This is a genomic window from bacterium, assembly GCA_037143175.1.
GTDB lineage: Bacteria > Verrucomicrobiota > Kiritimatiellia > CAIKKV01 > CAITUY01 > JAABPW01.
On the sequence record JBAWZF010000001.1, the window covers coordinates 183,066 to 196,450 of the forward strand.

Here is a 13,385-nt window from a genome sequence, read left to right on the forward strand (position 1 = left end):
GAATGTATGAACGGGTTTTCAACGGGCAGTGAGGAGTTCCCTATCCGGTGCCAGGCCTTTTGGCACTCCTACAATCACGATCAGCCTATCCAGAAGCTGTTTTGCGCTCGCGCCACTCTCTTCCGCCATTTGAAACATTTCTTTTTGCTGTTCATTGACCTGGCCAAGATAGCCAGCGGCCGCCATTTGGATCACGCCACTCATCACAGTAATAGGCTGACACAACTCCTGAAGGATTTCGGCAAGGATTACCAGGAGGGCCGCCAGGGTCTGTTTGCGTTTAGTCCGTTCCGGCTCTTCCGGCTCTTCCAGGTCTTCCGATGCTTCGATATAGTCCTGAATCTGTTTGCCAAGATTCTCGATTTTCTTCCCGGTTTTGCTCGCAAGGGTCCCGGAAACCTTATTCACCTGCGACACAACATCAGTGATCGCAGTTGGATCCGACTTGCCGGCACTGACCATTTCATCCAATTTCGTGAGAAGGGCGATAATCTCACTCACACCGCCGGGGGCGGAGACCTCCGCAGCCTTCATCAGGAGCGTCCGCCAATCGCTGGACGATATCCCTTCCGCAGAGAGCTGCTTACCCAGGCCGCGTTCAACTGCTTGTTCTTCGCCCATAGCCTTGATCTGCTGCACGAGATCTTTCTCGGCCCTGGCAAACGAAGCGTATTTCTTCGCGTACTCGGATGCGATGGCCTTGATTTCAACTTCCCCCAGCATTTCATTGATGGCCGTTGAGATCGCGATCTCCGTACCGGGCGCGGCAGGAGGTTCGAGCCCCTTCACGCTGCGCAGGATATCCTTCCCCAGCAACAGCAGGTTTTTCTTCAAGGCGGTTTTCCGTTTTGCACTCGCAATCGGCTTCTCCTTCAGCAGAGCGTGACGAACCCGGTTGAGACGCGCGACAACAATGTCAGCCAGAGATTCCGGCTCACCAGATGGCGTCATTTTCCTGGGTTGTACCACCGCCATCTCCATGATGAATCGGGCAAGTCGCTCGGGGTCCGAAAGCAACATGGTTGCCAGATCTTTGGACGCCTGCTCACCGTCGACAAGGCCATCGCTCTTCAGAAACGCCATAATCTGCTCAACGACGCCTTTCTTGCCTTCCTCGGCTTTCGCATCTTCAATGAGACTTTCCGGGGCTTTCTCAGCGTTCTTGAGAACAACCTCCTCATGTTCAGTAACCGTGCGATACGTCACTGTCAATGCGGAGATGTGCTCGACGCCATGCTCCGCCAAGGCCTGTCGCATACCCTCACCTTCAGAATCCGCAACCGGCACGCCTGTGAACATGATCTCGATCAGTTTGCCATACTCTTCCCGCGTCAGACCCTTTAACATGGCAAGTCCGGCTAGTTCAACGTCGGTTAACCGTTTGGCAAGGACATTGATGAAGGATTCGGTCGTTCCCGCCGGCTCGCCCTCGACAAGCAGCACACCGTCAGCCATATCAAAGTTGATGCGCTCACAAATCTCCAGTATCGGCGCCAGTAAATTGTAAGACTTGTCAATAGATTCAATGGTGAGTTTATGATGCGGACCATACATGTCGCTGTTTGCGAAAATCCTCCCCATCAGCCGCAACAACTCTCTGCTGGCGGCCACCGGGCGGTTTGATCCTGTTGAGTTATCCACGTTCAAGTTCCTTAAATTTCTTTACCTGCCACCCAGGCGATGATCTCTTTTACTAGAGCTTTCTCGTTTTCATCCGGAATAGCGGGAGGTTGTTTCAATGCCTGTTTTATCTTTTCCAGGAGGGTGTCTACCACGAAGGGCTTGATAAGAAACGGGTAATTCAACGCCTGGAGAGAATCCTTGACCTTTCTCTCCTGCTCAGGCCCGACCTCATCAAACCCGGTTATGAAAAGGACGGGAATTCGACTGGTGCGCAATGATGTCCTCAAGTTCTCATAGACTTTAAACCCTCCGCCACCGGGAAGCCTGATGTCCAGAATAATGAGATGGGGTCTTTTCTCCTGCGCTATGGACACAGCCGTCATCGCGTCATAGGCCGTCGACACTTCATAGTTGTTGGCCATCAAACGAGTACTTAACAGGTACACAAAATCAACATCGTCATCCACAATTAGAATTCGCTGTGACATGAGGAGTTCTCCTTTCCAACAGACTTCCAATTCCTTCCAGAAGAGATCCCGGATCGCACGGTTTGGCCATGTATCCTTCGGCACCGCACTCTGCAGCCTGATCCTTGTCGACCTGCCGACTGTTGGCTGACATCACAATGATGGGAATCTCACGAATGGACACTTCCGACTTCAACCTTCGACACACAGCACATCCATCCAGATCCGGCAACCCCATATCGAGCAGGATCAACGCGGGCTTCTCCCGTAGTGCAAGTTTGATGGCGGTCTCCCCATTGCTGGCCGTGACCACCTCGTAGCCGTTGCTCCGCAACCGCGCTCCCACCAGAAGCAGCAGATCGTCATTATCATCAACCATAAGAATTTTTGCGACTGGTTGCCCCTTTTTCATACAGACCTTCCCCCGTCCAGTTTCCTGTCGGGCTGCTGATTCACTTGATCAAAAGTTTTGCCGAATTCGATCTTACCGGACCCGACCCGTGACATGTCCACCAGTTCGCTGATAAGATTCCCCATCCGCATGCAATTTCTATGGGCGATCTCAAGAATTTTTTTCTGCTCCACTCCAATCTCACCATGAAGCCCGTCGACCACCTGGGCCACCGCTTCAGTAATATTGCTGAGGGGTGTGCGTAGTTCATGGGTGGCAAAGGACACAAACTCCGTTTTCATCCTATTGACCTCACTCATGACACAGGCTTTCCCCGCATGTCGCTTCGTATTTTTCGATGATTTTGCCATCTTGTTCATGTCACTTTACATAAAATTATCAAAATATTGTCACAGCTTTGTTCTTAAAATCATCCTTGGACTGATATTACGTAATGAAATGCCGTCTGGGCAATGGGGTCTAACCCTGCCGCATCAAAACATGGCCTTGGAAAAATTTATAAAAGCCATTCCTACATCCATACCCATATCCAGCCGAGATCGCCATCTCGACTGAAAAGGAACGGACATCTGCGTAGTACGCTCGCCCCACCTGTCCTTTGGAGCATCCAGCCCCGTGGGCGGCTCAACAGTAGTCCATGCTCCTTTACCGCACGTGGGCGGAGCGTATTCGGCGGCCGCGGCTCATCCCCGATGCGATCATTCTCGCCATCTACGGCTATCACTTTTGCAGAACCTGCGAAAAGCATGTGGTGCAGCAGTAGGGTTACACCCCATAGCAAAGGTGCGTCCCGCCGCGTAACGTCATGATTGAAAGTATGGGAACTGGTGAGTTCCCTAGGAATTGAAAGGAATCGACCAATGAATCTTCTATTTTCGCCAGTTTTGGCCAACATCTATTACATCGGCGGTGGCGGACTCGGCCTTGTTGTCGTCATCGTTCTCGTGGTGCTAATGCTTCGTCGTTAACAGAAAGAGACACAAACAATGAGAAAGGAACATGCAATGAAAAAGGTTGTTGTTTTGATGGGCGTTGCGCTGGTTACGGTGGGAGCCATGGCAGGGCCCAAGCCCCTGCAACTCAGCCTTACTCCAGGCATCGCCATCCATGACCGGACCGAGAAGATCGAGGGCTTCACACTGGGAATATGGAGCGAGAACCCGCAAGCCGCGTTCGCCTTGGGGATTGTGAACGGGTCAACGGGTGATAGCGCTGGCTTGAGTGTGGGTATCCTGAATTACGCAGATAGCTACAGAGGCCTTCAATGGGGACTGGTCAACTATACGAAGGGCGACACCCTCGGCTGGCAAGGTGGTTTCTGTCTTGGCCTTGTGGGCAGTGTGGTGAACTACACCGGCGGCACCATGAAGGGGTTCCAGTGCGGTGTGGTGAACTATGCTGGGAGTTTGACCGGGTTACAACTCGGAATCGTCAACTATGCGGCGACGGCGGCTAGCGGCTTGCAAATCGGGGTGGTTAATATTATGCCCTAGAACGAGTGGTTCACCGAGTTGCCCGACGCGTTAGCGCCTGGGATGGTTCTCGTCAACTGGAGATTCTAAATATGAAGGGAGCAACAGCATGAGCATTGGAACGTTACTACTGGTTGTCCTGATTCTCTTTCTCGTGGGCGCATTGCCCGCCTGGCCCCACAGCAAGAACTGGGGTTACTATCCAAGCGGTGGGCTCGGCCTCGTGGTTCTGATCCTGGTCATATTGCTTCTTTTGGGTCGAATTTGAAGGACGAACACGACGAACCGCTGGCTTGGGTAAACAAATTGCGGTCAAGGATCGCCAAGATTACGGATGAGGAGGACTTATGAATACGGGAAAATGCCTGCGCGTGATAATGATGCTGTTGGTTTTGGTCTCAGCCTGCCTGCTGCTTTCGGGATGTGTGATTTTTGGCGGCGACCACTTTCTGTGGTTCGGCTAGTGTTACATCCGATAGCCAAAGACTGGTAAGCATCGGGGAGATATAGGGTCGAGACAACTTTCGTACAATAGGGAATCGGCATCATGAAGGGATTAACAAAGGTTTTAAAGGGGCGCATCGAGGAGGCAGCGGGGGCGCTGACCGGCAACGACAAGCTGCGCGCCAAGGGCCAGACGGATCAGTCTGTCGGCCATATCAAGCAAGCCGCCGAAAAGGTCATCGGGCAGTTCGAGAAGTCAGTCGGGAAGATTCTGGATAAAGCGGTAAAATAGCGCGCGGAGTGAAGAGGATATTCCCCATAAAACCCAGGCCATTTGACGGCGTTGATCCGGTGGTTGCGTTTACGGGTAACCTCTGCCCATGCCGTGACATTAGCACCTTCAAGGGTTCATGAAAACCGTGATATCTCAATCACGGATGTCCTGATTAAAACACGTGACACTTGTCCCGCTTATTCAACGTCACCGAATGTACCCGATCAAGTTACACCACAGGTCGATCAACATCTTCCTCCGAAGTAATGTTGGCAATATCCGCCATCCGGAATCGGGTGGATCGGTGCCCGAGTTTGATCCGTGTAAGTTTCCCGATTCTTGCCAGGCGCCAGACCGTGCGCGTGCTGGTGCACAGGATCACCTCGCAGTACTATCAGCGCTTTTTCTTGTAAGTCCGGTGGGGCCGTAAACACAGCCTCGATCAGTTTCTTGACCACATCATTATCCATGACACCACTCCTTTTTTATCCGCTGCAAGCCATTTGTAACGTCGTCATAGTTTCAAAAGTGCATAGTGCGAATGCAACTTTCTTCGATGATATAGGAGCAAGTCGTCTTTTAGGCTGGGAGAGCAGGGGAATGGGGTATAGGAGCTGAAAAAAGTTTTGTTTTCACTCATCCAAAACCAACCTGTTGCAGGTTTGTGACAGGAAATTGAGTTTGAAGCGCAAATACCTGTTTCACTCAATGTTTACAGGGTTATTTTACGTTTCAGGTGGTTTTAAAGTGGAGCGGGAGATGGGGATCGAACCCACGACGTTCAGCTTGGGAAGCTGACATTCTACCACTGAATTACTCCCGCATCCAAAAAACTTTTAAGACTCTATTCGGCTATGAAGTGTTTGTCCAGAATAGAATTCTAAAATCAACAACTCCACGAGTAGACGGCTGAACAGGCGCAAAGCGCATCCCCGAGCAAGCAAATGGGTTGCCTGGGGAAGGCGGCTTTCAGCCGACGTGCCAATCGCTAAATGATGGTTGCGATGAAAAAACACCTCCAGAAAGGCCGAAAGTCCTTATTCGTCACAAAATCAAGGGGTTAGGCCACATATTCAGTGCGAAGAATTGATAATGTGGAGTTGTTATGTCAAACTTCCCGCCTTTCTAGAAGTAAAGGTTACACGGAGTTTTATTTCATGTTTAAAGATTTGATTAAGTTTGTGAATATAGTTGCTTTGTTTTCAGGATTGGCACCACTGAGTGGATGGGCGGGCGAGACTACCAATACGGTGACTGCCGTGACTGTTGAGAGGGTGTCAAACGTCTGGCTAACCTTCGGACTCGATCGCGTTGTATGGCTTCAGGGAAGTTTATTAGGCAATCCGCTATGGCAATACCTGGCCGCGATTATCTACGTTATTCTGGCTCTCTATGCTGCCAAACTCGTGGATTATCTGGTACAAGTTCAGTTACGGAAGCTGGTAGAGAAAACGGAGACCGAAATCGATGATCTCATGCTTGACCTCGCGCATGGGCCGGTCAAAGTTATCGCGTTTGTGGTGCTTCTGCATGTAGGGCTTCGCGTATTTTCCTGGCCGGAGTGGGCGGAAACCTTTATCTCAAATGGTCTTAAAATTGTCGTTGCGGGCTCCCTTACCTATTTGCTTTTGAAATTGGTAGATGTGGGGATGGAGGTGTGGCAGAAGCGAATTCTTGCATCCGGTGAAGCCGTTCTCGATATGCATCTTTTTCCGGTTATCCGTAAAAGTGCCAAAGTATTTGTGTTGGTTGTCGCTGTTCTGGTGACTACGCAGAACCTGGGCATGAACGTAACGGGGCTTCTGGCGTCATTATCCATCGGCGGTCTGGCGGTGGGGCTTGCTGCCCAGGATACTCTCTCGAACCTTTTTGGCGCCGTAGCGTTGTTTACCGACAAACCTTTCCGGATTGGGGATCGCATTCAGTTTGATAAAATTGATGGCGAGGTCGAGGGCATCGGATTACGAAGCACTCGCATTCGTAATCTGGATGGACATCTTGTGGTTGTGCCCAACCGGACGATGGCTAACGTGAGTTTGACCAATGTGAGCAAACGTCAGCAAATTAAGACGGTGATGAATATTGGGATTACGTATGATACTCCGGCCGAAGGGGTGCAACGGGCCATGAAAATTATTGATGAGGTCTACCGGCCTCACCCGAAAACGGCCGATCTCATTGTGAGTTTTGATAAATTCGAAAACTCGTCGCTTAACATCCTGGTTGTGCACTGGTGGAATTCAGCGGATTATAAGGAGTACTTGCAGAATTTTCAGTTACTCAATTTGGAGTTAAAGCGTCGATTTGACGCGGCGGGGATTTCTTTTGCGTTTCCCTCGCAGACCCTTTATTTGAAATCGGATGGAATCGCTGTGACTCCTGCAGCAAATAGGGTGTAGGCCAGCCCTCACTTAAAGAAAGTAAGGAATGACAATCTGGGTAATATATTGTGTCCTGGGTGGTGGGGTTGGCCTTCTGGCCGGGATGTTGGGTGTCGGGGGAGGAGTCATTATCGTTCCCGCTTTGGCTGTTCTGTTCGCAAAACAGCAGTTCCATCCCGAGCATATCCAGCACTTGGTGGTGGGTACCTCGCTAGCCAGTATTGTATTCACCTCCATCGCCAGCATGAAGGCCCATCATGAGCGTGAGAGTGTGGATTGGGCGATTGTCCGGAGGATGGCGCCCGCGATTATCCTTGGCACTTTGGCTGGCTCCCTGCTGGCCAGTCACATGTCAACGCGGCTTCTGCAATGGGTATTCGTTGCATTTCTGTATTGTCTGGTCGTGCAGATGTTCATGAAGGCGGAGGTCAAGCATTCCCCGACTCCTTCGAAACACCCCGTGGCTATGACATGTGTGGGGGTTTTGATAGGGGGACTCTCAAGCATGGTGGGGATCGGTGGCGGGAGTATGGTGGTTCCCTTTTTATCCTGGTGTAATGTGTCCATGCGAACGGCCATTGGAACCTCTTCTGCCATTGGTCTGTTCATTGCCTTGACGGGGAGTTTCGGAAGTATTGTTTTCGTAAAAGGTGAGGCCTTTTTACCTAAATACTCACTCGGCTATATTTATCTTCCTGCGATTGCCGGGATTGCGGTGGTGAGCATGCTAACGGCGCCCCTTGGGGCAAGGCTAGCACACCGGCTTCCCGTTCCTACGCTGAAGCGGGGATTTGCCTTTTTGTTACTTGTCATCGCCTCTAAAATGCTCATTAATTTGGTTCATCCAAGTTGAGCTTTCGACGCGCATAGAAGGCGTCCTGATTGGTCATTATGGCGACTTCTGCCGCGCTGTAGCGGTCGGATTGTTGATAAGCCAGCTTCTGTTGTGGGGTGGCGTGCTTGATATCGAAAAGCCATAACCATTGCATGAATTCCGCATGTCGTTTGACAGCAGGAAAAACGCGGGCATCCCAGAGGCTGCGGTAGGCTAGGGGTACTCCAGATGCCCAGACGGCTTCAGGCGGGAGTCCTGCTGCCTCAAGCCAGATGAGTAACGGTAGTCCGCAGAGTGTGCCTCCCTTTTCCAGGCTGTCTTTGAACGTATCGGCGATGCCGTAGCACCGGACGAAATGCACGCTGGTTCCCTGCCGGTCATAACCGGGCACGATGTCCAGACAGACCTTTTCTGGCAAGGACAGCGGAGTTGTGATATCGGCCCCTACGATGACATTTTGGCCGGTCAGCCTCAATGGGGCGGTCAGTGTGCAGCCTTCCACCCAGGAGTTAGTTCCCGTAATTTCTGCCTGGTCCGTCAATTTTGTGTTTAAGGACAGAGTGGTTCTGGCGGGAGCCTGTCCTAGATCATGTGTAAGCAGTTCGAGTCCGCTGGTAATGAGTTGTTTGGTGGTACCGAAGTGCATGAATTGGCAGGATGGGACTACCTGCAAGTGGAACGGCATGGAGTGCAGAATCTCGTAGATGTGCGCTAACGCATCATCGTCCCAGGTAGAGCCGCTGTCCCGGGCGCTACGGACATAGTGTTCGCGGGTAGCCTCTGTGCCCAACGCGCAGCAGATTTCTCGATAGAGATCCAGACTTCGAGCCAGAATGCGCCGGCGGCTGTCGGGAGCCCAATCAAATTTACCGTCGGAACTTTGAGTGACGTCGAAGGCTTTTAGAAGAAGGAGTATGGCGGCGGCATCAAAACTCATAATGCCCACGTCGAGTGCCGTTTGGCCGGATGCATTGATGGCGCCCAATGCCCGTTGGGTTTCGGGGCTGGGTTTTTGAAGATAGGCTTTGACGCTCATGCCGTCCGGAACAAAGACTCCATGTTTGCTGGAGTGTTCGGGGGTATCATAGCAGGCGAGAGCAGTAATTCCGGGTAGATCCATTCGCACTGAGCGGGGGTTAAATAGCAGGAGGGCATCCCCCGAGAGTACGAGCATTTGCCCCGCATCCGCTTGAGGTGCGGGGAGTGCGAGAAAGGACGGGAGAAGTCGGTCAAATAGGGTGGGGGCGAGTTGGGACGTGAGTTTCCCGGGAACCGGGATAAAGATTTTGCCGCAGGGCCCGTAAGCGGGAAGTCTGCGCGAATCCCCGCCGGCGTGGATGATCATGATGCGCAGACGGCGCAGGATTTGCTCGATATCGGCAGGGCCGGTAAGGGGCCCCTGTCGGCCTTCAATCTCACGATCGAGAACGCGCATGATACAGAGAACCGTACTGCCGCCACTGCCAATTCGTTTTCCTTCAAGATCGGTCACCACCATGAAATTACGGAATTGGGGCAATAGCCCCAGTTGCTGGCGGTGTGCAAGCTGCTGCTCGTAAGCTGTGCCCTGCGCGTCGTTGGAAGCGGTGACAATCAAGTAATCCCAGGCCATTGTCGTTGTCATGTGTGTAATCCTTCCTTGTCTCCTTCTGTTCTTGAAGCCGCCATACTCTATACACATCCGGGATCGAACTGAATAGCGATTCTTGCGAAAAACTCTTTAAGAATAGGGGCGCATCCGCTATGGTTTGCCGGTTTAGGAATAAAAGGGAACCTTTGTCTATGGAAACAAAGAAGAAAATGAGAATTCTTTCGGGAATTCAACCTTCGGGTAAGCTGCATCTTGGTAATTACTTCGGGATGATGAAACCGGCCTTAGCTTTGCAACAGCAAGGGGAGGCATTTTTGTTCATTGCTGATTATCATGCTTTAACCTCGGTGGCCGATCCCCAGGTGTTGCGGCAGAATGTGCGTGATGTGGCGCTTGATTTCCTAGCCTGTGGCCTGGATACCAGTCGAACGGTTTTTTTTCGGCAAAGTGATGTGTCGGAAGTGGTTGAGTTGTCCTGGCTTCTGTCGATTGTGACCCCCATGGGTCTGTTGGAGCGGTGTCATTCTTACAAGGATAAGATTGCCAAGGGGATAGCGGCGTCGCATGCGCTCTTTTCCTACCCGGTGTTGATGGCGGCAGATATTCTGGAAGTGCAGGCCACTACGGTTCCTGTTGGGCGTGATCAGAAACAGCATGTGGAAGTGGCGCGTGATATTGCCGTGAAGTTCAACCTTCAGTTCGGTGAAACTTTTACCATTCCCGAACCCGTTATTCGTGACGATGTGGCCGTGGTACCCGGAGTGGATGGTCAGAAAATGTCGAAGTCGTATAACAATACGATCGAGATCTTTGGGACGGAAAAAGACACGAAGGCACGTGTCATGCGCATCGTGACAGATAGCACGCCGTTGGAGCAGCCCAAGGATCCCGCGACGTGCAATGTTTTTGCTTTGTACAAGTTATTTGCCTCGGACATTGAGCGGGCTGAGCTTGAGGCGCGTTACCGGGTGGGTGGGTTTGGATATGGCACTGCAAAAAAAGCGCTTTTTGAAAAGTTATGGACCTATTTTGAGCCCTTCCGTAAACGCCGTGAAGAGCTTCAGAAAGAGCCTGCCTATGTCGATGCTGTGTTGAAAGAGGGGGCGGAGCGGGCGCGTATTGAAGCCCGCAAGACATTGTCTGCCGCTCGCCGGGCAGTTGGTTTGGAATAGGAATAGTGGTAGAGAATACGAGTCGGGTGGGTATTGGATCTACGTGAACTCGAAGGATTTATATGACGCAAATTGTCGTGCAGGATGATTATAAGGTATCACTCGAAGTGTTCGAGGGGCCTCTTGACCTTCTTTTATATTTGATCAAGAAGGATGAAGTAGATATCTACAATATTCCCATTGAACGGGTGACCAAGCAGTACATGGAGTATCTCTCGCTCATGAAGCTGTTGGATCTCAATATTGCCGGCGAATTTATCGTCATGGCAGCGACATTGATGATGATCAAGAGCCGGATGTTGCTTCCGGTCGATGTGCGCCCGGACATGGAGGAGGAAGAGGAGGATCCCCGGTGGGAACTCGTTAAGCAGCTGGTGGAATATAAAAAGTTCAAGGAAGCGGCCGCCCACCTCCAGCATCGCGAATATTTGCAGGAAAATGTGTTTGCTTTGGGTAGTGACGCTGCGGCCGGGGTTGAAGAGGGACCGGGTATCGGACTGGGGGATGTCAGTTTATTTGATCTGATCACAGCCTTTAATGACGCGCTCAAGAAGGTCAAAGTTGAAGAGTTCGGCGAAATCCATGACGAGCGTTTTACGGTTACAGATAAGATAGAATTTGTTTTAGGAACTCTCAAAGCCAAAGGGAAGGTCAGTTTTTCGACTCTGTTTGAGAAAGCAGCCAGCCGGAATGAGATTGTTTGTACATTTCTGGCCGTTCTTGAATTGATTCGCTTGCGTCAGTTGATGGCGCAGCAAGATGGTGATTTTGGCGAGATCGTGATTGTGACGAAAGTGGAAGTTTAAGGGGATATAGGTATGGAGGCAATACAGGTGGAATTAAAACAAGTCCTCGGAGCAATCATTTTTGCGGCACGTCAGCCCATGACTGTCGGGGCAATCCGAAAATTGTTGCAGGAAACGGCAGAAATCAACCGTGAAGAAGCGGGGGTCTACAGTTCTGTCAAAGAGGCGGAACTGAAGGCTTGCCTGCGGCAACTTCAGACAGAGTGTGACACCAACAAAACAGGCGTCCATTTGGTCGAGAATGCCGATGGGTTTCGTTTCCAGAGTGATCCCACGGGCGGGCCATGGGTTCGGCATATGTTGAATGTCGGAAAACCCACACGGCTGTCCCGCCCGGCTTTGGAAACGCTTGCCATTATTGCTTATCGACAGCCAATTTCCCGCGCCGAGTTGGAAGCGGTTCGTGGGGTTGCCGTAGACCATGTGATCCGGATGCTCATGGAAATGCAGTTGATCAAGATTGTGGGGCGTAGTGAGTTGCCAGGGCGTCCTATGCTTTACGGTACCACGGCACTATTCCTTGAGCATTTTGGGCTCAAGGAAGTTAAAGACCTTCCCGGCATTGCTGAATTGAGCCGGATGGATGCGATCCGCCAAAAGCAGGACGAGAGCACCAAGGATGCGGCCGCCACGGTCGCACCCGCCGTTGAGGTCCCTGGTGAAGAGGGCACAGCAGATGTCAAGGCGATCGATCCGACGGATTCGTCCGATCCGACGGATGACAATGACGACGACGAAGAAGATGAGGATGACGAAGAAGACGAAGACGAGGAGGAAAGCGAAGACGACGACGAAGAGGACGACAACGAAGAAGATGAAGAAGAGGAGAAATGATGAGCCTGGAAACAGTTCGAAAAAAAATCGACAATGTTGACGCGAAGCTTGTCAAGCTCCTGAATGAGCGGACTCGGTATGCGCTGGAGATTGGTAAGCTCAAAAAGAAAGACGGTAAGAGCATTTATGTGCCTGCCCGAGAAAAGCAAGTTTTGGCGCGCGTTTCAAAACTAAGTCGCGGCCCGCTTGGCGATAAGTCGGTTCGAGCCATTTATCGGGAAATCATGTCTGCCGCCCTTGCGCTTGAGAAGAATCTCAAGGTTGCCTATATGGGGCCGCCTTCCACTTTCTCGCACCAGGCTGCCCGTAGCCGATTCGGGGGTAGCGTTGATTATTTATCCTGCGAGACGATTAGTGATGTATTCGATGCAGTCGAAAAACAAATGGCCGACTATGGGGTGGTGCCTGTCGAGAACTCCACCGAAGGGGCTGTGACTTATACGCTTGATCGGATGACGGAAACATCGCTCAGAATCTGTGCGGAATTGTATCTGCCTGTCACGCAGAATCTATTGTCCAAAGTGCCGCGGGAGAGCATCAAGAAATTGTACAGCCATCCTCAGGTTTTGGGGCAATGCAGGCAATGGTTGCAACGCGAAATGGCGGGAGTGGACCTGATCCCTGTAGCGAGTACTGCACGTGGGGCTGAACTCGCTGCCAAGGAGGATGGGGCCGGGGCTTTGGCCAGTTCGCTGGCTGCGGAAATCTACGGGCTTAATATTCTCGAATCCGATGTTCAGGATATGAGCGGTAATACGACCCGTTTCCTGGTCATTGGTCACAGTCAGAATCAACCGACAGGCGATGATAAGACCTCCTTGTTATTTGCCGTTCAACACAAAGCGGGAGCTCTTTATGGGGCGCTGGAATCCTTTAAAAAGTTTGGGCTGAATCTGACCAAGATCGAGTCGCGCCCGAGCCGCAGCAAACGCTGGGAATATTTCTTTTTCGTGGATATTGAAGGCCACGCTGAGGATAAGCAGGTGAAAAAGGGAATGCAGGATCTGGCGAAACATTGCGCCTTATTGACGGTGCTGGGATCCTATCCCAAGGCGTAATAGTTGTAGTGAAGAA

At 51.5% G+C, this 13,385-nt stretch carries 15 protein-coding genes and 1 tRNA gene; 9 read left to right on the forward strand and 7 right to left on the reverse strand.

The window, feature by feature from the left end:
- Positions 1–18 precede the first annotated feature (18 nt).
- From WCI03_00735 to WCI03_00750, 4 genes are read right to left on the reverse strand one after another with little or no spacing between them, the layout of a single operon-like run.
- Positions 19–1,641 (reverse strand): hypothetical protein, encoded by a 1,623-nt coding sequence (locus WCI03_00735; protein MEI8138372.1) that lies wholly within the window; start codon positions 1,639–1,641, stop codon positions 19–21.
- Positions 1,642–1,652: 11 nt separating this feature from the next.
- Positions 1,653–2,111, reverse strand: coding sequence for a response regulator (locus WCI03_00740; GenBank protein ID MEI8138373.1), 459 nt, complete (start codon positions 2,109–2,111; stop codon positions 1,653–1,655).
- Positions 2,083–2,502, reverse strand: a complete 420-nt coding sequence (locus WCI03_00745; GenBank protein ID MEI8138374.1) for a response regulator — start codon at positions 2,500–2,502, stop codon at positions 2,083–2,085. Before WCI03_00745 ends, WCI03_00740 begins: the two co-directional genes overlap by 29 nt.
- Positions 2,499–2,861, reverse strand: a complete 363-nt coding sequence (locus WCI03_00750) for a histidine kinase dimerization/phospho-acceptor domain-containing protein (protein MEI8138375.1) — start codon at positions 2,859–2,861, stop codon at positions 2,499–2,501. Before WCI03_00750 ends, WCI03_00745 begins: the two co-directional genes overlap by 4 nt.
- 645 nt (positions 2,862–3,506) lie before the next feature.
- Between WCI03_00750 and WCI03_00755 the strand changes: the two genes are divergently transcribed.
- The 3 genes from WCI03_00755 (at position 3,507) to WCI03_00765 (ending at position 4,710) form a co-directional block, all read left to right on the forward strand.
- Entirely contained in the window at positions 3,507–3,995 is a 489-nt protein-coding gene (locus WCI03_00755) for a hypothetical protein (GenBank protein ID MEI8138376.1), read from the forward strand.
- Between the two features lie 88 nt (positions 3,996–4,083).
- Positions 4,084–4,242, forward strand: coding sequence for a DUF3309 family protein (locus WCI03_00760; protein MEI8138377.1), 159 nt, complete (start codon positions 4,084–4,086; stop codon positions 4,240–4,242).
- A 279-nt stretch (positions 4,243–4,521) separates the two neighbouring features.
- Positions 4,522–4,710 carry a CsbD family protein gene (locus WCI03_00765; protein MEI8138378.1) on the forward strand — a complete coding sequence of 63 codons (189 nt, stop codon included), beginning with the start codon at positions 4,522–4,524 and terminating at the stop codon, positions 4,708–4,710.
- Positions 4,711–4,937: 227 nt separating this feature from the next.
- Here WCI03_00765 and WCI03_00770 read toward each other — a convergent pair whose 3' ends face one another.
- A complete protein-coding gene (locus tag WCI03_00770; protein MEI8138379.1) occupies positions 4,938–5,162 on the reverse strand; it encodes a hypothetical protein in 225 nt (74 codons plus the stop codon).
- A gap of 278 nt (positions 5,163–5,440) precedes the next feature.
- A tRNA-Gly gene (locus WCI03_00775) sits at positions 5,441–5,515 on the reverse strand.
- A 334-nt stretch (positions 5,516–5,849) separates the two neighbouring features.
- On the opposite strand from WCI03_00775, the gene WCI03_00780 reads away from it, so the two are divergent.
- Together WCI03_00780 and WCI03_00785 are read left to right on the forward strand one after the other, a co-directional pair.
- Positions 5,850–7,091 carry a mechanosensitive ion channel family protein gene (locus WCI03_00780; protein ID MEI8138380.1) on the forward strand — a complete coding sequence of 414 codons (1,242 nt, stop codon included), beginning with the start codon at positions 5,850–5,852 and terminating at the stop codon, positions 7,089–7,091.
- Between the two features lie 28 nt (positions 7,092–7,119).
- Entirely contained in the window at positions 7,120–7,926 is an 807-nt protein-coding gene (locus WCI03_00785; GenBank protein MEI8138381.1) for a sulfite exporter TauE/SafE family protein, read from the forward strand.
- On the opposite strand, the gene WCI03_00790 is transcribed toward WCI03_00785, so the two are convergent.
- On the reverse strand, positions 7,904–9,532 hold the full coding sequence (locus WCI03_00790) for an L-fucokinase (protein MEI8138382.1): 1,629 nt from the start codon (positions 9,530–9,532) through the stop codon (positions 7,904–7,906). The genes WCI03_00785 and WCI03_00790 overlap by 23 nt on opposite strands.
- 176 nt (positions 9,533–9,708) lie before the next feature.
- Here WCI03_00790 and trpS point away from each other — a divergent pair, with 176 nt between their 5' ends.
- From trpS to pheA, 4 genes are all read left to right on the forward strand, one after another.
- Positions 9,709–10,671 (forward strand): tryptophan--tRNA ligase, encoded by a 963-nt coding sequence (gene trpS, locus WCI03_00795; protein MEI8138383.1) that lies wholly within the window; start codon positions 9,709–9,711, stop codon positions 10,669–10,671.
- Between the two features lie 62 nt (positions 10,672–10,733).
- Complete coding sequence (locus WCI03_00800) at positions 10,734–11,477, forward strand: segregation/condensation protein A (protein ID MEI8138384.1); 744 nt, start codon at positions 10,734–10,736, stop codon at positions 11,475–11,477.
- Positions 11,478–11,489: 12 nt separating this feature from the next.
- Positions 11,490–12,311: an SMC-Scp complex subunit ScpB gene (scpB, locus tag WCI03_00805; protein ID MEI8138385.1), complete on the forward strand. Its 822-nt coding sequence runs from the start codon at positions 11,490–11,492 to the stop codon at positions 12,309–12,311.
- Positions 12,311–13,369, forward strand: a complete 1,059-nt coding sequence (pheA, locus tag WCI03_00810) for a prephenate dehydratase (protein MEI8138386.1) — start codon at positions 12,311–12,313, stop codon at positions 13,367–13,369. The genes scpB and pheA overlap by 1 nt, the downstream gene beginning before the upstream one ends.
- The last annotated feature ends 16 nt before the right edge of the window (positions 13,370–13,385 follow it).